22 protein-coding genes are annotated in these 20,677 nt (G+C 73.4%); 2 read left to right on the plus strand and 20 right to left on the minus strand.

The window, feature by feature from the left end:
- Positions 1-119: 119 nt before the first annotated feature.
- The 7 genes from trpM to hisI form a co-directional block, all read right to left on the minus strand.
- A complete protein-coding gene (gene trpM / locus ACIBCU_RS01325) occupies positions 120-308 on the minus strand; it encodes a tryptophan biosynthesis modulator TrpM (protein ID WP_107103173.1) in 189 nt (62 codons plus the stop codon).
- Between the two features lie 35 nt (positions 309-343).
- Positions 344-1,153: an indole-3-glycerol phosphate synthase TrpC gene (trpC, locus tag ACIBCU_RS01330; RefSeq protein ID WP_356712289.1), complete on the minus strand. Its 810-nt coding sequence runs from the start codon at positions 1,151-1,153 to the stop codon at positions 344-346.
- A gap of 113 nt (positions 1,154-1,266) precedes the next feature.
- Positions 1,267-1,746 carry a DUF2752 domain-containing protein gene (locus tag ACIBCU_RS01335; protein ID WP_362942791.1) on the minus strand — a complete coding sequence of 160 codons (480 nt, stop codon included), beginning with the start codon at positions 1,744-1,746 and terminating at the stop codon, positions 1,267-1,269.
- Between the two features lie 83 nt (positions 1,747-1,829).
- Positions 1,830-2,081 carry an HGxxPAAW family protein gene (locus tag ACIBCU_RS01340; protein WP_362942788.1) on the minus strand — a complete coding sequence of 84 codons (252 nt, stop codon included), beginning with the start codon at positions 2,079-2,081 and terminating at the stop codon, positions 1,830-1,832.
- Between the two features lie 94 nt (positions 2,082-2,175).
- Positions 2,176-2,835, minus strand: a complete 660-nt coding sequence (locus ACIBCU_RS01345; RefSeq protein WP_362942785.1) for a TIGR02234 family membrane protein — start codon at positions 2,833-2,835, stop codon at positions 2,176-2,178.
- 14 nt (positions 2,836-2,849) lie between these two features.
- Positions 2,850-4,343: an anthranilate synthase component I gene (locus ACIBCU_RS01350; protein ID WP_399228427.1), complete on the minus strand. Its 1,494-nt coding sequence runs from the start codon at positions 4,341-4,343 to the stop codon at positions 2,850-2,852.
- Between the two features lie 11 nt (positions 4,344-4,354).
- Entirely contained in the window at positions 4,355-4,735 is a 381-nt protein-coding gene (gene hisI / locus ACIBCU_RS01355; protein ID WP_362942780.1) for a phosphoribosyl-AMP cyclohydrolase, read from the minus strand.
- Positions 4,736-4,819: 84 nt separating this feature from the next.
- Between hisI and ACIBCU_RS01360 the strand changes: the two genes are divergently transcribed.
- Positions 4,820-5,452, plus strand: coding sequence for a TIGR03085 family metal-binding protein (locus ACIBCU_RS01360; RefSeq protein ID WP_362942777.1), 633 nt, complete (start codon positions 4,820-4,822; stop codon positions 5,450-5,452).
- A gap of 18 nt (positions 5,453-5,470) precedes the next feature.
- Here the strand turns inward: ACIBCU_RS01360 and ACIBCU_RS01365 are convergent, their stop codons facing one another.
- The 3 genes from ACIBCU_RS01365 to ACIBCU_RS01375 all read right to left on the minus strand — a co-directional run bounded on the left by ACIBCU_RS01365 (position 5,471) and on the right by ACIBCU_RS01375 (position 11,606).
- Positions 5,471-7,072, minus strand: a complete 1,602-nt coding sequence (locus ACIBCU_RS01365; RefSeq protein WP_399228430.1) for a cation acetate symporter — start codon at positions 7,070-7,072, stop codon at positions 5,471-5,473.
- A 232-nt stretch (positions 7,073-7,304) separates the two neighbouring features.
- A complete protein-coding gene (locus ACIBCU_RS01370; protein WP_399228432.1) occupies positions 7,305-8,651 on the minus strand; it encodes a PucR family transcriptional regulator in 1,347 nt (448 codons plus the stop codon).
- A gap of 201 nt (positions 8,652-8,852) precedes the next feature.
- Positions 8,853-11,606 carry an AAA family ATPase gene (locus ACIBCU_RS01375; RefSeq protein ID WP_399228434.1) on the minus strand — a complete coding sequence of 918 codons (2,754 nt, stop codon included), beginning with the start codon at positions 11,604-11,606 and terminating at the stop codon, positions 8,853-8,855.
- Positions 11,607-11,766: 160 nt separating this feature from the next.
- Between ACIBCU_RS01375 and ACIBCU_RS01380 the strand changes: the two genes are divergently transcribed.
- Entirely contained in the window at positions 11,767-12,540 is a 774-nt protein-coding gene (locus tag ACIBCU_RS01380; RefSeq protein WP_399228436.1) for an alpha/beta fold hydrolase, read from the plus strand.
- A 63-nt stretch (positions 12,541-12,603) separates the two neighbouring features.
- On the opposite strand, the gene ACIBCU_RS01385 is transcribed toward ACIBCU_RS01380, so the two are convergent.
- The 10 genes from ACIBCU_RS01385 to hisD all read right to left on the minus strand — a co-directional run bounded on the left by ACIBCU_RS01385 (position 12,604) and on the right by hisD (position 20,621).
- Positions 12,604-13,533, minus strand: coding sequence for an alpha/beta hydrolase family protein (locus ACIBCU_RS01385; protein WP_399228438.1), 930 nt, complete (start codon positions 13,531-13,533; stop codon positions 12,604-12,606).
- Positions 13,534-13,780: 247 nt separating this feature from the next.
- Entirely contained in the window at positions 13,781-14,713 is a 933-nt protein-coding gene (locus ACIBCU_RS01390; protein ID WP_399228441.1) for an alpha/beta hydrolase family protein, read from the minus strand.
- Between the two features lie 191 nt (positions 14,714-14,904).
- Entirely contained in the window at positions 14,905-15,660 is a 756-nt protein-coding gene (gene hisF / locus ACIBCU_RS01395) for an imidazole glycerol phosphate synthase subunit HisF (RefSeq protein WP_362930379.1), read from the minus strand.
- A complete protein-coding gene (locus ACIBCU_RS01400) occupies positions 15,657-16,055 on the minus strand; it encodes a RidA family protein (protein WP_362930381.1) in 399 nt (132 codons plus the stop codon). Before ACIBCU_RS01400 ends, hisF begins: the two co-directional genes overlap by 4 nt.
- Positions 16,052-16,777, minus strand: coding sequence for a bifunctional 1-(5-phosphoribosyl)-5-((5-phosphoribosylamino)methylideneamino)imidazole-4-carboxamide isomerase/phosphoribosylanthranilate isomerase PriA (gene priA, locus ACIBCU_RS01405; RefSeq protein ID WP_362930383.1), 726 nt, complete (start codon positions 16,775-16,777; stop codon positions 16,052-16,054). The genes ACIBCU_RS01400 and priA overlap by 4 nt, the downstream gene beginning before the upstream one ends.
- The gene (gene hisH, locus ACIBCU_RS01410; RefSeq protein WP_362930385.1) at positions 16,777-17,418 is read right to left on the minus strand and encodes an imidazole glycerol phosphate synthase subunit HisH; all 642 of its coding nucleotides are present in this window, start codon (positions 17,416-17,418) and stop codon (positions 16,777-16,779) included. Before hisH ends, priA begins: the two co-directional genes overlap by 1 nt.
- A gap of 11 nt (positions 17,419-17,429) precedes the next feature.
- Entirely contained in the window at positions 17,430-17,597 is a 168-nt protein-coding gene (locus ACIBCU_RS01415) for a hypothetical protein (RefSeq protein ID WP_164493711.1), read from the minus strand.
- On the minus strand, positions 17,594-18,187 hold the full coding sequence (gene hisB / locus ACIBCU_RS01420) for an imidazoleglycerol-phosphate dehydratase HisB (RefSeq protein WP_031098999.1): 594 nt from the start codon (positions 18,185-18,187) through the stop codon (positions 17,594-17,596). Before hisB ends, ACIBCU_RS01415 begins: the two co-directional genes overlap by 4 nt.
- Complete coding sequence (locus ACIBCU_RS01425; RefSeq protein ID WP_362930388.1) at positions 18,184-19,302, minus strand: histidinol-phosphate transaminase; 1,119 nt, start codon at positions 19,300-19,302, stop codon at positions 18,184-18,186. Before ACIBCU_RS01425 ends, hisB begins: the two co-directional genes overlap by 4 nt.
- The gene (hisD, locus tag ACIBCU_RS01430) at positions 19,299-20,621 is read right to left on the minus strand and encodes a histidinol dehydrogenase (protein WP_362930390.1); all 1,323 of its coding nucleotides are present in this window, start codon (positions 20,619-20,621) and stop codon (positions 19,299-19,301) included. Before hisD ends, ACIBCU_RS01425 begins: the two co-directional genes overlap by 4 nt.
- Positions 20,622-20,677: the final 56 nt, after the last annotated feature.

Raw genomic sequence — 20,677 nt, forward strand, 5'->3', positions numbered from 1 at the left:
GCAACGGGTGATGTCACCGTATGCGCCATGAGCGGAGCGCCACGCCGACCGGTCGACGGTCGGTGCGGTGGGGCGTGCGGATCCCCCTGTACGGGGGGACGGGCGACGGCCGGGGCTCGCTACGGCGCGGACCCCGTGCGCCATCGCATCCCGTTGACCTGGCCCGGCTCGTCGCCGATCACGTACCGCACGCGCCGGCCGTGCACACGCCGGGCGGGGGCGCGGCAGCCGCGGGGGCGGCAGCCGCGCGCCAGCGGCGCGTGCGGGTCCCGGGCGCTCGCGCCGGCGGGGCGCAGGCCCGGCCGGATGCGGGCGGCGGGACGGTCGGCGGGCACGGGTGGGATCAGCTCCGTCCGTGCCGGAGTGCCGGGTGGGCGCCTGCGGCGACCAGATCGGCGACGGCGGCCCGGGGGTCGCGGCCGGTGACCAGGGACTCGCCGACGAGCACCGCGTCCGCGCCGGCGTTGGCGTAGGCGATGAGGTCGTGCGGGCCGCGGACGCCGGACTCGGCGACCTTGACGATGTGGTCGGGGATCTCGGGGGCGACGCGTTCGAAGGTGGAACGGTCGACCTTGAGGTCCTTGAGGTTGCGCGCGTTGACACCGATGATCTTCGCCCCGGCGTCCACGGCGCGCTCCGCCTCCTCCTCGTCATGGGCCTCGACGAGCGGCGTCAGGCCGATCGACTCGGCCCGCTCGATCAGCGAGACGAGGGCCTCCTGGTCGAGGGCGGCGACGATCAGCAGTGCGAGGTCGGCGCCGTGCGCCCGGGCCTCCCACAGCTGGTACGAGGTGACGATGAAGTCCTTGCGCAGGACCGGGATGTCGACCTTGGCCCGGACGGCCTCCAGGTCGGCGAGCGATCCGCCGAAGCGGCGCTCCTCGGTGAGGACCGAGATGACGGATGCGCCGCCCGCCTCGTAGTCAGCGGCGAGCGCGGCCGGGTCGGCGATGGCGGCAAGGGCCCCCTTGGAGGGGCTGGAGCGCTTGACCTCGCAGATGACGGTCACGCCCTCGCCGCGCAGGGCGGCGACTCCGTCCTTGGCCTGGGGAGCGCGCGCGGCGCGTTCCTTGAGCTCGTCGAGGCTGACACGCGCCTGCCGCTCCGCGAGGTCGGCGCGGACGCCGTCAATGATCTCGTCGAGCACACTCACGCGAGCGGCCCCCTTCCGAAGCGGTGATAGGTACAGGATCAGCCATCTCGATGGTATCCGCAGGACGGCTCAGGGCCCGCATCCGGCGGCCTTACGTCCCACTACCTGGTCATTCAGGGTGCAAGCGCCGAGCCGAAGGGCAGATTCCTGACCACGGAGAAGACCAGCAGCACCGCCCCGATGCCCCACCAGTAGCCGGGCGCGAGGCCGATCCGCAGGGGCCGTCCCCGGCTCGCGCGGACCGCCCAGAGCAGCCAGACCGCGGCGAAGACGGCGTAGCCGACGACGGCCAGGGCGTTGGCGCCGAGGGCGGCGGCCAGGTCTCCGTGGGCGAACGCGTGTGCGCTGCGCAGCCCGCCGCAGCCGGGGCAGAACAGGCCGGTGAAGCGGAGCATGGGGCAGACCGGGTAGTGGCCGGGCTCGTTGGGGTCGACCGTGGCGACGTAGCCGAAGGCCCCGACGACGGCGGCCATGACGCCGACGGGCGTGGCGAGCCGGCGGAGCCGGGAGACAGGGGCGGGGGCCGGCAGACCGGGGCCCGGTACGGGGGGCTGGTCCGGGGCGGCGGCTGCGGGAGAGGCTGAGGCGTCCACGGGCCGATTGTCCCCGCTCACGACACGAGGCGCAGCCCGGTCCGGGCCGCGCCTCGTGTCGTGTCGCCGGTGCTCGTGACCGGTCAGACCGTGATCTGTGCCTGGGAGGCGCGGGCCCTGGCGGCCGCCATCTCGGCGGACTCCTTCGGCATGCCGAGGCCTGCCATCTTCATGGCGAGACCGACGACCCCGCCGAGGAGGACGACGGCGATACCGGCCCAGAAGCCGAGCGTGTTCGCCGCGACCATGAAGAGGCCGGCGATGCAGAAGCCGATGAAGGAGATGATGACACCGGTCCAGGCGGCCGGGGTGTGTCCGTGGCTGCTGCCCGCCATGAGTTGCTCCTAGTTGGTGTTGCGCTGAAGGTGTCGCGCTTACGAAAGCTTGCTGCCATTGTCCCGTACGTGCCGGTGGACGTGAGGCTGGGGGTCATGCCTCGCGCGTCGGGTCCTCGCCGCGGTCCAGGGCCTTCCACAGTTCCTCGGGCCGGTCGGGGTCCGGGGCGGTGCGGGGGGCCTTGCGGGGGCGGGGGGTGCCGTCCCGTTCGTACCGTCCCGACATGGCCGGCCAGCGGCTGCCGTAGCGCAGGGCGAGCAGTCCGGCGAGCAGGATGAGCAGCCCGCCGGCCGCGGTGACGTAGGGCCAGGCGGTGTGGCTGAGGGCGTCGACGGTGGCCGAGGTGTTGCCCGTGGTCTGCGCGGCCTGCTCGTCCAGGGCCGCGCTGTCCGAGGCTCCGGACCAGGCGCTCAGCCCGGCGCCGAGGCCGCTGAGGGCCAGCAGTCCGGCGACGAGTCGCCGGCCGCCGCCGCGGACGGCGAAGACGGCGACGAGGGCGGCCAGGCCGACGACGGCCAGGGCAGCGGGGAGGCCGGTGACGTCCTGGCCGTCGGCGCTGAGCGGAAGGGTGCCGCCGCCGACGGCCGCCTTGCCCTCGGCCCAGGTCTGCCCGGAGGCGAGGAGGACGACGGTGGCGCCGGCCGCCCCGAGGAGCAGGCCGGCGGCCAGGCTTCGGCGGCTTCCTGCGCTGTCAGGCGCGGAGGCGGCTCGGGCACGGGGCTGGGGTACGGGGACAGCACTCACGTACTCCACTATCCCCTACCGGCTCACCGGTCCCCGAGGCGGTTCGCCGTATGCACGGCTCGCAGGACCGCGGCGGCCTTGTTGCGGCACTCCATGTCCTCGGCGACCGGGTCGGAGTCCGCGACGATGCCCGCGCCCGCCTGGACGTACGCGGTGCCGTCGCGGAGCAGGGCGGTCCGGATGGCGATGGCGGTGTCGGAGTCCCCGGCGAAGTCGAGGTAGCCGACGCAGCCGCCGTACAGGCCCCGGCGGCTGGGTTCGAGCTCCTCGATGATCTGCAGGGCGCGGGGCTTGGGCGCGCCGGAGAGGGTGCCCGCGGGGAAGCACGCGGTGAGGACGTCGAAGGCGCCGCGGCCCTCGGCGACGCGTCCGGTGACGGTGGAGACGATGTGCATCACGTGCGAGTACCGCTCGACCGCCATGAAGTCGACGACCTCGACACTGCCGGGTTCGCAGACCCGTCCCAGGTCGTTGCGGCCGAGGTCGACGAGCATCAGGTGCTCGGCGCGTTCCTTCGGGTCGGCGAGGAGCTCGTCGGCGAGCGCCTGGTCCTCCTGCGGGGTGGCGCCGCGGTGCCTGGTCCCGGCGATCGGATGAACCATGGCCCGGCCGTCCTCGACCTTGACGAGCGCCTCGGGGCTGGAGCCGACGACGTCGAAGCCGTCGAAGCGGAAGAGGTACATGTACGGCGACGGGTTGGTGGCGCGCAGGACCCGGTAGACGTCCAGAGCGCTCGCCGTACAGGGCGTCTCGAAGCGCTGGGAGGGGACGACCTGGAAGGCCTCGCCCGCCCTGATGCGCTCCTTGACGTCCTCCACGGCGTCCATGAACGCCTGGCCGCCCCAGAGCGCGGTGTACGGCGGGAGCTCGGAGGGCGGCAGCGCGGCGGGGGTGTTCTCCACGGGCCTGGACAGGTCGCGCTCCATGGCGTCGAGCCGGGCGACCGCGTCCTGGTAGGCCTCGTCGACCCCGGTGTCCAGGTCGTTGTGGTTGATCGCGTTGGCGATCAGCAGGACGGTGCCGTTCCCGTGGTCGAGCACGGCGAGGTCCGAGGTGAGCAGCATGGTGAGCTCGGGGAGCTTGAGGTCGTCGCCGCCGTGCTCGGTGATCCGCTCCAGCCGGCGTACGACGTCGTAGCCGAGGTAGCCGACCATGCCGCCGGTGAACGGCGGCAGGCCCTCGTCGCCGACCAGGTCGCGGGGGGTGTGCAGGGTCTCGACCGTGGCCCGGAGCGCCTGCAGCGGATCGCCTTCGACGGGGACGCCGACCGGCGGGGCGCCCAGCCAGTGGGCCGCTCCGTCGAGGGAGGTCAGGGTGGCGGCGCTCCGTACCCCGATGAAGGAGTAGCGGGACCAGGTGCGGCCGTTCTCCGCGGATTCGAGGAGGAACGTGCCGGTGCGTTCGGCCGCGAGCTTGCGGTAGAGCCCGACCGGGGTGTCACCGTCCGCGAGGAGCCGGCGGCTGACGGGGATGACGCGCCGGTCGACGGCGAGCTTGCGGAAGGTCTCGAGATCCATGGCGGCTGACCTTATCGGGGCGCGGTGAGCGGAAGGACGTCCTCGTCGAAGCAGGTGCGGGCGCCGGTGTGGCAGGCGGCACCCGTCTGGTCGACCTTCACCAGGACGGTGTCGGCGTCGCAGTCCAGGGCGACGGACCTGACCTGCTGGGTGTGGCCGGAGGTGTCGCCCTTGACCCAGTACTCCTGGCGGCTGCGGGACCAGTAGGTGCAGCGGCCCGTGGTGAGGGTGCGGTGCAGCGCCTCGTCGTCCATCCAGCCGAGCATGAGCACCTCGCCCGTGTCGTACTGCTGGGCGATGGCCGGGAACAGTCCGTCGGGGCCGCGCTTGAGGCGGGCGGCGACGGCCGGGTCGAGATTGCTGGCGGGCGTGGAGCCGGGCGTGCTGGTCATGCGCCCATTGTGCCGCGCCGGGCGGGACCGTCCGGCCGTGCGTCCACTGGGCGGACCGCGGGCGTCGGTCGTACGCTGGCGGGCATGTCGACCCATGCGAAGCGTGAACGTCTTCTGCTCGCCGACCTGTTGGAAGCGGCGGGTCCCGAAGCCCGGACCCTGTGCAACGGCTGGAAGACCCGTGACCTGGCCGCCCATGTCGTGGTACGTGAACGCCGCGCGGACGCGGCGGGCGGGATCATGCTGGGTGCTCTGAAGAACCGGCTGGAGCGGGTCCAGGCCGAGTTCGCCGCCAAGCCGTACGAGGAGTTGATCCAGCTCATCCGTACGGGGCCACCGCGTTTCTCCCCCTTCGGTCTGAAGCAGCTGGACGAGGCGGCCAACACCGTCGAGTTCTACATCCATACGGAGGACGTGCGCAGGGCCCAGCCCGACTGGTCCCAGCGGGACCTCGATCCGGTCTTCGCCGATGTGCTGTGGTCGCGCACGGAGAAGACGGCACGGATGCTGGGACGCCGTGCCCCGGTGGGGCTGGTGCTGCGGCGCCCGGACGGCCAGACGGCGGTCGCCCACAAGGGCACCCCGGTGGTGACGGTCACCGGGGAGCCGGGTGAGCTGCTGCTCTTCGCCGCCGGGCGGCAGGACGCGGCGCGGGTGGAGCTGGACGGCGACAAGGACGCGCTGGCCCGGCTGCACACGGCCGAGCTCGGCCTGTAGCCCCTTCCGGAAGCGCGCTCAGGCGCCGCCGCGGGCGCGTGCGGATGCCCGGTGGGTCCGGTGGCGGTGCCGGTCGTCGGGTGGGGTGCCGGGGTCCTGCCCCGATCCCAGCAGCCCGAGGAGGAATCCCGCCGGGATCGTGACCAGGCCCGGGGTTTGGAGCGGGAAGACGTCGAAGTCCCACTCCGGGAAGAGCGCGACCGGCGTGCCGGAGAACGCCGGTGACAGGACCATCAGGATGCCGATCAGCGGAAGCGTGCCGTACACGGTCCACCGCACCCCGCGGGCGTCGAAGCGCGGCCGGAACAGGGCGTACAGCAGGACGGGCGGCAGGACCGACGCCGCCGCCGCGAACGAGAGGGAGAGCAGCACCTGGGGGTTGCGGTCGTGGGTGTACGCCGAGAGGAGGACGGCGAGCGCTCCGATGCCGACGACGGCCCGGCGGGCGCGCCGGATCTCCCTGCCGGAGGCCTTGCCCTCGCCCTGGGCGCCCGACTTCACCGCGAAGTCGCGGGCCAGGGACGAGGCGGCGGCCAGGGTGATCCCGGCGACGGCGGCGAGGGTGGTGGCGAACGCGGCGCAGGCCACGAGTGCGAACAGGGGGCTGTCGCGTGGACCGGCCGCACCCGGGTCCAGGGCGCTGGTCACCATCAGCAGGGAGGTGCCGCCGGCCGGGTCGGCTGCGTGCAGCAGTTCCCGGCCCACCAGCGCGGAGGCTCCGAGTCCGACGATGACGATGCCGACGCAGAGCAGGGCGACGGGGCTCACGGCCCAGATGCCGGCCCTGCGGGCGGTCCAGGCGTCGGGGACCGGGTGGAGCCGCATCATGATGTGCGGCATGCAGGCGGCGCCGAGCAGGAGGGTGATCTGGAAGCCGATCAGGTCGAGCCCGCCCGCGAGTCCGTGGCCGAACTGCAGGCCGGGGCGCGCGTAGTCGCCGCCCGCCCCGCTGCCCGCCCGGGCGGCGTCGAAGAGGGCGAACGGGGACCAGTCGAAGCGCGCGAGGACGAGTCCCGCGAGCAGGGTGACCGCTCCCAGGACGACGGCCACCTTGAGGATCTGGATGTAGCCGGTGCCCCGCATCCCGCCGAACGCCGAGTAGCAGACCATCAGTGCGCCACTGGCGACGGTGCAGCCGGTGAGGGCGCCGTCGGGCAGCCCGAACATGGAGGTCATGACGCGGCCGGCGGTGGTGAGCTGTACGAGCAGCAGCGGGGCCAGTACGACGAGGGTGGCCACGCCGAGCGCACGGCGTACGGACCCGTCGCCGAGCCGGTCGGCGAGGAAGTCCCCCATGGTGAACACGCCTTTGCGGCGCAGGCGTTCGGCGAAGAGGCGCATGACGAGGGCCAGCGAGGCGACCGTCGCCAGGGCGAACAGCAGGCCGTCGAATCCGGCGAGCGCGACGGATCCGGTGGTGGAGAGCAGCGTGGCGGCGGAGACGTAGTCCCCGGCGATGGCCAGTCCGGCGCCGACGGGGCCGAGGGTGGCGCCGCCCGCGTAGAAGTGTTCCGGATCGTCCTGGTCTGCGGCGGCGAGTCCGCACAGCAGCAGGGACACGGCGACGAAGGCGAGGAAGATCACCACGGCGAGGGACCGGGCGTCGATCGCGCCGCTCATCGGATCCGCTCCGCCGGTACGGCTGTGCAAGGGGCAGCTGAAGACATGCGCGTCATGGCATCAGCCGGGGCGGGTGCGGCACAGGGGGCCGGGACGGGGCGCGGCGCGGTTACAGCCCACCCGGCGAAGGTCTGTGCCGCCGCACAGTCGGCGGCCCCGGCCCCGGAAGGACCGCCTCCGAGGCCCGGCTCCCCCGAGGCCAGACACCCCCGCCGCCGCGTGGCGGCCGCCCTCAGCCCGGCAGCAGCCGCCGTGCCGCCAGCGCCAGGGACACCTCGACGGCGTCGGACGGCCGCGTCAGACAGCGGCCCGTCAGCTGCTCGAACCGCCGAAGCCGGTTCAGCACCGTGTTGCGGTGGCAGTACAGCTTCGCTCCGGCCCGCTGGGCCGAGCCGTCCGAGTCGAGCCACGCGGTCAGCGTCTCGATGAGCACGTCCCGGTCCGCCGGGTCGAGCCGGTCCAGCGGCCCGAGGACCCGGTCGGCGAGCGCCGTCCCGAGGCCGGGCGAGGAGACGACGAGCGCGGCGGGCAGGTGCTCGTCGAGCAGGACGGTGCCGCCGGAAGCCGGGCAGGTGCGCAGCGCCGTCTCGGCGAGGCGCCGCGCGTCACCGACGGAGGCGAGCCCGTCGACCACCGAGCTGATGCCGACCCGGGTGCCCGGAGGCACCGTCAGGCCCTCGGCGAGCGCGGCGAGGTCACCGTCGGAGACCGAGGCGGAGGCGGGCGCGGCCTCGGTGTCGCCGGCGCCGGGAGGCGCCGGCTCGGAGGCCACCGGGACGGCCCCCAGCGGCAGGACCGCCAGCTCCACTTCCCCCGCCGAGTGCCAGAGTGCGGGCGTCCCCTCGGCCAGGGCGACCGGCGGACGCCCGGTGCCGTGCGGGGCCCGGCGGGCCCCGGCGACCGCGAGTACGGCATAACGCCCCTGCACCGGGAGGCCCAGCATCGCCGCGGCGTCCGGCAGGTCCGCGATCCGGGCGGTGCCGTCCAGCAGGGCCGCCGTCATCAGGCGCTGCTGGTTCTCGCGGCGCCAGGAGAGCCGCCGTTCGGCCTGCCTGTACGCCTCGGCCACCACGCCGCAGTGCTCGTCGACGAAGTTCCAGACGTCCGCGGCGACATGGACGAGCAGCCGGGTGTCCTCGGGGTGGCGCCGGGCCGTGTCGTCGACCAGGTCCTGCCAGACCATCGCGCCGCCCATCCGGAAGGCGTGCATGACCGCGTCGAGCGGCACGCCCTGCTCGGCCCTGCTCTCGCCGATCCACCGGGAGGTGCGGTGGGCGGCCTCCCGGAACTCGCGGGGCTGGATGAGCGAGGCGACGTTGTGCCGCAGGGAGTGGTGGACCTCCTGCCAGATCTCGGCGGGCTCGGTCTCCATCGCGGCGCGGTAGGCGGGCTCCTGCTCCCGCAACGCCTCGACCAGCCGGTCCGTGAGCTCCGGCAGCGCCTCCAGGAGCCCGCGGGCCGCCCGGTGGAGGACCGCTACGGCCTCGCGGTCGGCCAGGGAGCGGAAGCGGTGCGGCAACGGCGCTACGGGGGGCGGTCCGTGCAGCGCCCTGATCCGTGAACGTACGACCTGTGGCATGGCGGCCTCCACCGGGAATCGGCCGGCCGAGGTTGGGCCGGCCCCGGTGTGTGCCCGGCCCGGCGTCGGGCGGGCGCACACCGTTCGATCCTGACGACCGCAGAATGGCATACCGCCCGGTCGGTACCTAGAGGCATGCGTGGTTCTTCTCATCACGGTCCTGCAACCTCGGCCCCGCCGGCCCGAGCCGGACGGGAGACCCTAAGGGCTGTCCAGCAGCCTCGCGAGCTCGGTCCGGGACCTGACCCCGAGCGCCGCGAAGACGTTGCGGAGATGGTGGTCGACGGTCCGCGGGCTCACCGAGAGCCGCACCGCCACCTCACGGTTGGTGGCGCCCTCCGCGACACAGCGGGCGATCCGCTGCTGCTGCGGGGTCAGTCCGGCCAGCGGCCCGGGGCCGCTCTGGTCCGGCACGTCCACCGACTCACCGGCGGCCCGCAGCTCCCCGCCCGCCCGTCCGGCCCAGACGCGGGCCGAGCAGCGTTCGAAGGCGACCAGCGCGTCGCGCAGCGGGCCGCGGGCCTCACGGGTGCGGCGCAGCCGGCGCAGCAGCTGGCCGTGGAGGAGCTGGGTGCGGGCGCGCTCGAAGTCGCCGCCCGCGCGGTCGTGGTGGGCCAGCGCCTCCTCGTACCGGGCGGCGGCCTCCTCGGGCGGCGCCAGCAGGGCGCGGCAGCGGGCCAGCTGGGCGGGGACCTGGGGGTCGGTGGTCCGGACGGTCCACAGCGTGAATTCTTCCACGGCCACGGCGAGTTCACCGGCCCCGGCGTCGGCGCGGCCGGAGAGCACCATCGCCTCGACGTAGCACGGCACGGCGAGCATCCGGGTGGCGAAGTGCCCCGTCCCCGGCCCCGGCCTGACCAGCGGGCCGAGCCGGGCCGCCGCCTCGCCGGGCCGCCCGGCCGCCAGGTCCGCGCGGGCGACCGCCCAGGTGGCGAGCATCGCGGCCTGGGCCAGACCGTGCGGCCCCGCCCCGGCCAGCGCCGCGTCGGCATGGGCGGCGCACGCCTCGGCCGGCCCCTCCACCGAGGCGGCGAGCGCGAGCACGGAGTGCAGATGGGTGGCGGAGTTCCGCTGTCCGGTACGGCGGGCCGCGTGCAGCCCTTCCAGTGCGTGGGCCCGGGCCCTGGCGTGCTGCCCCGAGCGCAGTTCGGCGTAGGCGAGCTGCTCCAGGGCGTGCGGCAGCAGGGCTTCGGGCCCCCGCAGGCGTACGACGGCGAGAGCGCGGGCCCCTGCCCGGCAGGCCGCGTCGACCTCGCCGAGCACCAGGGCCGAGGCGCCCGCCCGCAGGAGCTCCCCGGCGTCCTCGGCGCGGTCGGCGGAGTCGAGGCAGCACCGCAGGAGGGCGTGGCCCCGGTCGGGGTGCCCGGCGAGCACGGCGCACATCCCGGCGCGGTACTGCGCCATGGACCGGTCGGCGGCGGCGACGGGGATGCGGTTCATGGCGTCCAGGTACGCGATGGCGTCCCCCATGTCCCACGCCGCCTCCGCCGCGCCGAACAGGGCGTCCAGGGTGCGGCGGGGATCGTGCGGGGCGAGCAGCTCCGCCGCGGTCAGAAGGGCCTCACGGGCGTCGGCGGCCGGTCCGTCGCGCAGGGCGAGCATGCCGCGTACGTAGGGTGCGGCGCCTCCGGCGAGGTGGGGGCCGACGCGGGCCAGCATGGCGCGGGCCCGGCCGGTGTCGCCGGCCAGCCGCGCCTGCTCGGCGGCGGCGGTGAACCGTGCGGCGCGCAGGGCCTCGTCGGTGGAGAGCGCGGCGGCGCGGGCCAGCGCTGCCGACCGTTCGCCGTGCGGGCGCGGGGCGGTGGCCGCGGCCTCCAGCTGGGCGGCGAGCGCGGTGTCCGGCCCGGGCGCGGCACAGGACAGCTGGACGAGCGCGGGCAGCGGGGCCGAGCCGGGCCCGGTGAGCAGCCCGGCGAGCAGTTCGTGCACGGCCCTGCGGCGGCCGGGCGGGGCCCGGTGCAGGACCGCGCGGCGCAGCAGCGGGTGGCTGAAGTGCACGCGGCTGCCCGTGCGTTGGAGCGCCCCGGCGGTGCCGGCGGGTGCGAAGAGCACCCGGTCGAGGTGCACGGTCGCCAGCCCTGCCCGGGCGCCCGCTCTCAGCAGCAGGGCGGCGTCGGCTCCGGCCCCGTCCGGCTCGTGCTCCTCCGCGGCCGCGGCCAGCAGGAGCAGGGTCCGGGTGTCGGGCGGCAGACCGTCCAGGTGCTCGGCGTGGGCGTCGAGGACACCCTCGGCACCGGGGAGCGGGTACGGCAGTGCGGTTCGCCCGGCCAGCTGCCCCGGGGTGAGACGGCCGACCAGTCCGGCCAGCAGCCGTGGGTTGCCCGCCGCCTCGCGCAGGAGTTCGCTGCGTACGAGGGGGTCGACATCGGCCGTGCCGTCGGTGAGCCGGTCCAGGAGCGCGGTCGCCGCGTCGTCGTCCAGCGGGCCGAGGCGCAGGGCGGGCAGCCCGGCGAAGGCGGTCTCGTCGGCCGCGCCGATCACCACCGCGACCCGGCTGCCCGCGCCGAGTCTGCGGGCCGCGAAGCCGAGTGCGGCGCGGGAGTCGGGGTCCCAGGCGTGCGCGTCGTCCACGCAGACCAGCAGGGGCTGTTCGGCCCCAAGGCCCCGCAGCAGGCCGAGCAGCCCGCCCGGGGTGATCCCGGAGCCCAGGATGGTGTCGGGCGCGACGGGCAGCGGGCCGGGGGCGGAGCAGAGGAGGGCGTGCAGCCCGCTGTAGGGCAGTCGCTGTTCGGTGGGGGCCGCGGCGGCGTACAGGACGGGTCCGCCGTGCCTTCCGAGGTAGTGGGCGGCGGCCTGCCGCAGCAGGGCGGTACGGCCGAGGCCGGGTGGCGAGGTCAGCACGAGCGCTCCGCCGCCCCCTGCCCGCAGCCTTCCCAACAGGGTTTCCAGGATGGCCAGTTCACCGCTGCGGCCGTACAGCCGGAGCGGACTGTGCACGGTCGTCGATGGGATCACGCTCTCACGTTACTTCCGCGTAAACAGCGTCGGAAGGCTCGCGTCCGCTCCCGGTTCCCGGTCGGCCCGGAGCGGTGCGGGCTCCCAACGGAACAGCGTCCGTGCTGTGCCGGGGCACAGTCCCGGCCCGGTCCGCGGCGGCCGCCCGTAACGTCGGTGCATGACTGATGAATTGCGTACACACGACGGTTTGACCCTGCGTTACTGGTCCTGGTCGCGGAATCCGGACGGTGCCCTGCCCCCGGTGATCCTGCTGCACGGCTTCGCCGCGCACGCCCGGCTGAACTGGGAGGGCTCCGGCGTCGTCGAGGCGCTCCTGGCGCGGGGCCGGCGGGTGTACGCCCTGGACGCGCGGGGCCACGGCGAGTCGGACCGGCCGCACGACGACACCCACTACGGCGAGTCGCTGATGGCCCGTGACGTGCGTCTGCTCATCGACCGTATCGGCGCGGACCACGTGCATCTCGTGGGGTATTCCATGGGCGCGGTGGTGGCGGTCCTGGCCGCGGCGGAGGACACGCGCGTCAGCCGCCTGGTGGCCGGGGGAATAGGTGCGGGCGCGGTGGAGGTGGGGGGCCTGGACACCCGGGTGATGCCGCCCGAACTGGTGTCGGCGGCGCTGACGGCCGACGACGCGGCGGACGCGCCGGAGCGGACACGGGCGTTCCGGGTGCTGGCCGACACGGCGGGCGGCGACCGGCTGGCGCTGGCCGCGCAGATACGGGCGGCGCACCGGGACGCGCTCCCGCTGGACCGGATCGTGGTCCCCACGCTGGTCCTGGCCGGTGCGAGCGATCCCCTCGCGACCCGGCCGGAGGTGCTGGCCTCGGCGATCGCGGGGGCCGAGCTGACCGTGCTGCCTGGCGACCACCTGACGGCGGTGCGCGATCCCGGATTCGCCGAGGCCATCGCGGCGTTCCTCTCGCGCGGCTGAGGACCGGGCGACGCGAAGGGGCCGGACCGCGGTACGCGCGGTCCGGCCCCGGTCGCCCCCGGATCAGTGCGGGCAGTTGCCCCGGTACTCCGCGATCGTCAGGCTGGCCGACGGGATCGGGCAGAGGAACTGCTCGTAGCGGGTGTCGTTGTCGATGAAGCGCTTCAGCCACGAGATGCTGTACTTCGCGATCGTCGTGTTGGACGTGTTCGGGGTGAAGTGGGTGGCACCCCGGAGCTCCAGGTACGCCTTGTCCAGCGAACTCGGCAGCGAGTTGTAGAACGGCTTCGAATGCGTGGTGACGGAAGCGACCGTGTCACCGTCCGCCCCCACGACCAGGGTCGGGGTCTGCACCTCCGGCCACGTCTTGTCCGTGTTCCAGCCGGTCAGCGGGATCGCCGCCTTCAGCGAGGGACGGTCCTTGGCGGCCTCCAAGGTGCCGCCACCGCCCATGGAGTGGCCCATCACACCAAGCCGGGAGGGGTCGACCCGGCTGCGCACCGAGCTGTCCTCGGTCAAGTAGTCGAGGGCGGCGAGCAGCTGGTCACCCCGGCTGGCCGGCTGGTCCAGCGTGGTGTTGGTGTCGATGGTGAACACCACGAAGCCCTGCGACGCCAGACGCGGACCCAGCCACGCGATGCTCGACTCGTAGGCGGTGAAACCGGGCGAGATGACGACCGCCCCGAACGTGCCGTCCGAGGTGGACGTCGGGTAGTAGATCGTGCCGCCGCCGAACCCTCTGACGCTCAGCGACGACACGGACGTCTGGGACGTGGCGTACGAACCGCGGCTCGCCTCGATACTCGAATTGCTCGGCGCCGGACCACGCTCGTACGGGTTGTCGGCGGCCTGGGCTCCGCCGGGGACGAGCGCGGTGAGCAGACCGGCGGTCGCCGCCGCTGCCGCCAGGGCGCCCTTGACGGTGCGGGAGCGGCTCTTCGACATCCGGTGGCGGCGCGGGGAGATGTCGCCGGAGGGGAGGTGCTGCTGCACGGGGATTCCTCTCGGTTATGGCGGAACCGCACCGGGCCGCCGACCGCCCCGTCGTCCTGGGGCCTTCGGGAGTGCACCGCGTCGGTAGCGCCGTCCTTCATTGGCCTGCCGCCACTTTCGCGGTGGGTCCCCCGCGCGGACATCGGCGAGATCGCCGGTCTTCGCTCCGGGGCACGCGGCCGTCGGGCCGGGCAGCAGCACGAAGGGCCGGACCGCGTGCACGCGGTCCGACCCCTGGTCCGTACGGTCAGGAGGTGTGCGGGCAGTTGCCCTTGTACTCGGCGATCGTCAGGCTCGTCGACGGCAGCGGGCAGAGGAACTGCTCGTAGCGGGTGTCGTTGTCGATGAAGCGCTTCAGCCACGAGATGCTGTACTTCGCGATCGTCGTGTTGGACGTGTTCGGGGTGAAGTGGGTGGCACCCCGGAGCTCCAGGTACGCCTTGTCCAGCGAACTCGGCAGCGAGTTGTAGAACGGCTCCGAGTGCGAGGCGACGGGGGCGATCGTGTCGCCGTCCGCCCCCACGACCAGGGTCGGGGTCTTCACCTCGGGCCAGGACTTGTCCGTGTTCCAGCCGGTCAGCGGGATCGCCGCCTGCAGCGACGGACGGTCCTTCGCGGCCTCCAGCGTGCCGCCCCCGCCCATGGAGTGGCCCATCACACCCAGCCGGGAGGAGTCGACCCGGCTGCGCACCGAGCTGTCCTCGGTCAAGTAGTCGAGGGCGGCGAGCAGTTGGTCACCCCGGCTGGCCGGCTGGTCCGACGTGGTGTTGGTGTCGATGGTGAACACCACGAAGCCCTGCGACGCCAGACGCGGACCCAGCCAGGCGATGCTCGACTGGTAGGCGGTGAAACCGGGTGAGATGACGACCGCTCCGAACGTCCCGTCCGAGGTGGACGTCGGATAGTAGATCGTGCCGCCGCCGAACCCTCTGACGCTCAGCGACGACACGGACGTCTGGGACGTCGCGTACGAGCCGCGGCTCGCCTCGATACTCGCGTTGCTCGGCGCCGGACCACGCTCGTACGGATTGTCGGCGGCCTGCGCGCCTGGCATCAGCGCGGTGACCAGACCGGCCGTGGCGGCCGCCGCCGCGACGGCGAACCTGACGGTGCGGGAGCGGCTCTTCGACATCCGGTGGCGGCGCGGGGAGATGTCGCCGGAGGGGAGGTGCTGCTGCACGAGGGGGGATCCTCTCGATTGTGGCGAACCACACCGCGGCAGCCGGCTGCCCCGTCGTCCTGGGGCCTTCGGGGGGAGCACCGCGTGGTGGCGCCGTCATGTGGTTGACGGCGCCACTCTGGCGGCGCGTCCCCCGGGCGGACATCGGCGAGATCGCCGGTCTTCGCGACCGGCGATCTCCCTGCCCTGGGTCAGCGAACGGGGTGCCCGGCCTCGCGCAGGGCGCCCTTGACCTCGGAGATCCGCAGGTCACCGAAGTGGAAGACCGACGCTGCGAGCACCGCGTCGGCGCCGGCGTCGACGGCCGGCGGGAAGTCCGCGAGGCGGCCCGCGCCGCCCGAGGCGATGACGGGGACGGTGACGTGGGCCCGTACCGCCTTGATCATCTCGGTGTCGTAGCCGTCCTTGGTGCCGTCCGCGTCCATCGAGTTGAGCAGGATCTCGCCCGCCCCGAGCTCGGCCGCCCGGTGCGCCCACTCGACGGCGTCGATGCCGGTACCCCTGCGGCCGCCGTGGGTCGTCACCTCGAAGGTGCCCTCGGGGGTGCGCCGGGCGTCGACGGAGAGCACGAGGACCTGGCGCCCGAAGCGTTCGGCGATCTCGCGGATCAGGTCGGGGCGGGCGATGGCGGCGGTGTTGACGCCGACCTTGTCGGCCCCGGCGCGCAGCAGCTTGTCGACGTCGTCGGGGGTGCGGACCCCGCCGCCGACGGTGAGCGGGATGAAGACCTGCTCGGCGGTGCGGCGCACCACGTCGTACGTGGTCTCTCGGTCACCGCTGGAGGCGGTGATGTCGAGGAAGGTCAGCTCGTCGGCGCCCTCGGCGTCGTACAGCTTGGCCATCTCGACGGGGTCGCCCGCGTCGCGCAGGTTCTGGAAGTTGACGCCCTTGACGACGCGGCCCTTGTCGACGTCCAGGCACGGGATGACCCGTACGGCGAGGGTCATCGCTCACCTGCCCGGTAGGCCTCGATCTCGACCTCGACGACCAGGGAGGGGTCGACGAAGCCGGACACGATGATCATGGAGGCGGCGGGCCGGACGTCGTCGAACAGCTCCTTGTGGGCGCGGCCCACCTCGTCGACGTCGCGGGCGTGCGTGATGTACATCCGGGTGCGGACGACGTCCTCGCGGCCGAGTCCGACCTGCTTCAGGGCGTCGAAGGCGAGTTGGAAGGAGGCGACGGCCTGCTCGTACGGACCGCCCGCGGAGATCTCGCCGTTGACCACGGACGTGCAGCCGGAGACGAGGACGAGTCCGTTCGGCAGCCGCACCGCGCGGGAGTAGCCGAACTTCTCCTCCCAGGGGCCGCCCGAGGAGACGCGGCGTACGGAGTCCGTCATCCGGCGACCGCCTTGAGGGCCTCTTCCAGGGTGAACGCCTTGGCGTACAGCGCCTTGCCGACGATGGCTCCCTCGACGCCTTCCGGGACGAGCAGGGAGATCGCGCGGAGGTCGGCCAGCGAGGAGACGCCGCCGGAGGCGACGACGGGCTTGTCGGTGGCGGCGCAGACGTCGCGCAGGAGGGCCAGGTTGGGGCCCTGCAGCGTGCCGTCCTTGGCGATGTCGGTCACGACGTAGCGGGCGCAGCCCTCGGAGTCGAGGCGGGCGAGCGTCTCGTAGAGGTCGCCGCCGTCGCGGGTCCAGCCGCGGCCGCGCAGCGTGGTGCCCCGGACGTCGAGGCCGACGGCGATCTTGTCGCCGTGCTCGGCGATGACCTTGGCGACCCACTCGGGGCTCTCCAGGGCGGCGGTGCCGAGGTTGACCCGGCGGCAGCCGGTGGCGAGCGCGGCGGCGAGCGAGGCGTCGTCGCGGATGCCGCCGGAGAGCTCGACCTTGATGTCCATGGCGCCGGCCACCTCGGCGATCAGCGCGCGGTTGTCGCCGGTGCCGAAGGCGGCGTCCAGGTCGACGAGGTGCAGCCACTCGGCGCCGGAGCTCTGCCAGGCGAGGGCCGCCTCGAGCGGGGAGCCGTAGGAGGTCTCGGAGCCGGATTCGCCGTGCACGAGGCGGACGGCCTGTCCGTCGCGGACGTCTACGGCGGGGAGCAGTTCAAGCTTCGGCATTACAGCGTCTCGATCCAGTTGGTCAGCAGCTGGGCGCCGGCATCGCCGGACTTCTCGGGGTGGAACTGGGTGGCCCACAGCGCGCCGTTCTCCACGGCGGCCACGAACCGCTCTCCGTGCGTGGCCCAGGTGACCTTGGGGGCACGGATCTTGGCGTTGGTCACTTCGAGGGACCAGTCGTGCGCCGCGTAGGAGTGCACGAAGTAGTAGCGGGCCTCGGCGTCCAGACCCGCGAAGAGCTGGGATCCCTCGGGGGATTCGACGGTGTTCCAGCCCATGTGGGGCACGACGTCGGCCTTCAGCGGTCCGACGGTGCCGGGCCACTCGTCGAGGCCCTCCGTCTCGACGCCGTGCTCGATGCCGCGCTCGAACAGGATCTGCATGCCGACGCAGATGCCCATGACGGGACGCCCGCCGGACAGCCTGCGGCCGATGATCCATTCACCGCGCGCCTGCTTCAGTCCCGCCATGCAGGCGGAGAAGGCGCCGACGCCGGGGACGAGCAGCCCGTCGGCGTTCATCGCGGTGTCGAAGTCCCGGGTGATCTCCACGTCCCCGCCGACGTGGGCGAGGGCCCGCTCGGCGGAACGTACGTTGCCGAAGCCGTAGTCGAAGACGACGACCTTCTTCTTGTCGCTCACAGTCCTCTACCTCAGTCCCAGAGTCCCTGGATCCGCATGATGCCCGCCACCAGGCACATCACGGATCCGATCCCGAGGAGCACGACGACGCCCTTGGGCATGCCCTGCTTCCAGAAGGAGTAGACGCCGCCGGCCAGGAAGAGGCCGACGATGATCAGAACGGTGTTGAGGCCGGTCACAGGGCGCCCTTCGTGGACGGAAGGATGCCGGCCGCGCGCGGGTCGTGCTCGCTGGCGTAACGCAGGGCGCGGGCCAGCGCCTTGAACTGGCACTCCACGATGTGGTGGGCGTTGCGGCCGTACGGGACGTGGACGTGCAGGGCGATCTGCGCCTGGGCGACGAAGGACTCCAGGATGTGCCGGGTCATCGTCGTGTCGTACTCGCCGATCATCGGCGCCATCTTCTCCGGCTCGGTGTGCACCAGGTAGGGGCGGCCGGAGAGGTCGACGGTGACCTGGGCGAGCGACTCGTCCAGCGGGACGGTGCAGTTGCCGAAGCGGTAGATGCCGACCTTGTCGCCGAGCGCCTGCTTGAAGGCGGCGCCGAGCGCGAGGGCGGTGTCCTCGATGGTGTGGTGCGAGTCGATGTGCAGGTCGCCCTCGGTCTTCACCGTGAGGTCGAAGAGCCCGTGCCGGCCGAGCTGGTCGAGCATGTGGTCGTAGAAGCCGACCCCGGTCGCGACATCGACCTTGCCGGTGCCGTCGAGGTTGATCTCGACGAGCACGGAGGTCTCCTTGGTGGTCCGTTCCACCCTGCCTACGCGGCTCATGCGTCGTGCTCCTTCTTCAGTTCGCGCACCGCATCGAGGAACGCGTCGTTCTCTGCCGGGGTTCCCGCGGAGACCCGCAGCCACCCCGGTACGCCGTTGTCCCGGACCAGGACGCCCCGGTCGAGGATCTGCTGCCAGGCGGTGTGGCTGTCGGCGAAGCGGCCGAACTGGACGAAGTTGGCGTCCGAGTCGGTGACGGCGAAGCCGGACTCCCGCAGCGCGTCGACCAGCCGGTCGCGCTCGCTCTTGAGCTGCGCGACGTACCCGAGCAGCGTATCGGTGTGTTCCAGCGCGGCGAGCGCGGTGGCCTGCGTGACGGAGGACAGGTGGTACGGCAGCCGCACCAGCTGGACCGCGTCGACGACGGCCGGTGCCGCCGCGAGGTAACCGAGGCGCAGGCCCGCGGCGCCGAACGCCTTGGACATGGTGCGCGAGAGCACCAGGTGCGGGCGGCCCTCGATCAGCGGGAGCAGGGATGGGCGGTGGCTGAACTCGCCGTACGCCTCGTCGACGACGACCATCGAGGGCCGGGCGGCCTGGGCCGCGTCGTACAGGGCGACGACGGTCTCCGCGTCCACGGCGGTGCCGGTGGGGTTGTTGGGCGAGGTGATGAAGACGACCTCGGGCCGGTGCTCGGCGATGGCCTTCTTCGCCGCCTCCACGTCGATGGTGAAGTCCTCGGTGCGCGGACCGGAGATCCAGCCGGTGCCGGTGCCGCGGGCGATGAGGGCGTGCATGGAGTACGAGGGCTCGAAGCCGATCGCGGTGCGCCCGGGGCCGCCGAAGGTCTGCAGCAGCTGCTGGAGGACCTCGTTGGATCCGTTGGCCGCCCAGACGTTGGCCGCTGCGACCTCGTGGCCCGCGGTGCGGGTGAGGTAGCGGGCGAGCTCGGTGCGGAGCTCCACGGCGTCGCGGTCGGGGTAGCGGTTGAGGTCGCGGGCGGCCTCACGGACCCGCTCGGCGATGCGGTCGACGAGCGCGTCGGGCAGGGGGTACGGGTTCTCGTTGGTGTTCAGCCGGACCGGCACGTCGAGCTGGGGCGCCCCGTACGGGGACTGGCCGCGCAGCTCGTCGCGGATCGGGAGCGCGTCCCAGGCGTTGCTGTCGTCTCTCACGCTTGCGGAACCTTCCAGCCGAACCTGGCCTTGAGCGCGGCGCCGTGGGCGGGGAGGTCCTCCGCCTCGGCGAGGGTCACCACGTGGTGGGTGACCTCGGCGAGAGCGTCGCGGGTGTAGTCGACGATGTGGATGCCGCGCAGGAACGACTGCACGGAGAGGCCCGAGGAGTGGCAGGCGCAGCCGCCGGTGGGCAGGACGTGGTTGGAGCCGGCGCAGTAGTCGCCGAGGGAGACGGGCGACCACGGGCCGACGAAGACCGCACCGGCGTTGCGGACCCGGCCTGCGACGGCGGCGGCGTTCTCCGTCTGGATCTCCAGGTGCTCGGCGGCGTACGCGTCGACGACCTTGAGGCCGTCCTCCAGGTCGTCGACCAGGACGATCGCGGACTGGCGGCCGGTCAGCGCGGGCTCGATCCGGTCCGTGACGTGCTTGGTGGCGGCGACCTGGGGGGTCAGCTCGGCCTCGGTGGCGGCGGCCAGCTCCTCGGAGTCGGTGACGAGGACGGCGGCGGCCATCGGGTCGTGCTCGGCCTGGCTGATCAGGTCGGCGGCGACGTGCACCGGGTCGGCGCTCGCGTCGGCGAGGATCGCGATCTCGGTGGGGCCGGCCTCGGCGTCGATGCCGATACGGCCCTTGAGGAGGCGCTTGGCGGCGGCGACGTAGATGTTGCCGGGGCCGGTGACGAGATTCACGGGCAGGCAGTCCTCGGTGCCGTACGCGAACATCGCGACGGCCTGGGCGCCGCCGGCGGCGTACACCTCGTCGACGCCGAGCAGGGCGCAGGCGGCGAGGATCGTGGGGTGCGGCAGGCCGCCGAACTCCTTCTGGGGCGGGGAGGAGACGGCGAGGCCCTCGACGCCCGCCTCCTGGGCGGGGACGACGTTCATCACGACGGAGGACGGGTAGACCGCACGCCCGCCCGGCACGTAGAGCCCGACGCGCTCGACGGGCACCCACTTCTCGGTGACCGTGCCGCCGGGGACGACCTGGGTGGTGTGCGTGGTGCGGCGCTGCTCGCGGTGGACGAGGCGGGCGCGGCGGATCGACTCCTCCAGGGCGGCGCGCACGGCGGGGTCGAGCTGCTCCAGCGCCTCGGTGATCGCACCGGCGGGGACCCTGATCGAGTCCAGCCGGACGCGGTCGAATTTCTCCCCCCACTCGATCACTGCCGCCGAGCCGCGATGGCGTACGTCCTCGCAGATGGGCCGCACCGTGTCCAGGGCGGCTTCCACGTCGAACTCGGCACGGGGCAGCAGGTCGCGCAGGGCGCCACCCTCGGGGAGGGCGGTACCGCGCAGATCGATTCGAGAGATCACACCGCAATTCTCTCAGACCGGTTCAGCCGTCCGGTCGCCCGTATCACTGGCTGATA

This window comes from Streptomyces sp. NPDC051064 (assembly GCF_044455985.1).
Lineage (GTDB): Bacteria > Actinomycetota > Actinomycetes > Streptomycetales > Streptomycetaceae > Streptomyces.

Coding starts and splice junctions, on each gene's coding strand:
- ACIBCU_RS01380 (WP_399228436.1), top strand. CDS start 11,767: ATGACTGATGAATTGCGTACACACGACGGTTTGACCCTGCGTTACTGG.
- ACIBCU_RS01350 (WP_399228427.1), bottom strand. CDS start 4,343: ATGGATCTCGAGACCTTCCGCAAGCTCGCCGTCGACCGGCGCGTCATC.
- ACIBCU_RS01400 (WP_362930381.1), bottom strand. CDS start 16,055: ATGACGGACTCCGTACGCCGCGTCTCCTCGGGCGGCCCCTGGGAGGAG.
- hisF (WP_362930379.1), bottom strand. CDS start 15,660: ATGACCCTCGCCGTACGGGTCATCCCGTGCCTGGACGTCGACAAGGGC.
- hisI (WP_362942780.1), bottom strand. CDS start 4,735: ATGACCAGCACGCCCGGCTCCACGCCCGCCAGCAATCTCGACCCGGCC.
- hisB (WP_031098999.1), bottom strand. CDS start 18,187: ATGAGCCGCGTAGGCAGGGTGGAACGGACCACCAAGGAGACCTCCGTG.
- ACIBCU_RS01360 (WP_362942777.1), top strand. CDS start 4,820: ATGTCGACCCATGCGAAGCGTGAACGTCTTCTGCTCGCCGACCTGTTG.
- ACIBCU_RS01370 (WP_399228432.1), bottom strand. CDS start 8,651: ATGCCACAGGTCGTACGTTCACGGATCAGGGCGCTGCACGGACCGCCC.
- ACIBCU_RS01365 (WP_399228430.1), bottom strand. CDS start 7,072: ATGAGCGGCGCGATCGACGCCCGGTCCCTCGCCGTGGTGATCTTCCTC.
- ACIBCU_RS01340 (WP_362942788.1), bottom strand. CDS start 2,081: ATGGCGGGCAGCAGCCACGGACACACCCCGGCCGCCTGGACCGGTGTC.
- priA (WP_362930383.1), bottom strand. CDS start 16,777: ATGCCGAAGCTTGAACTGCTCCCCGCCGTAGACGTCCGCGACGGACAG.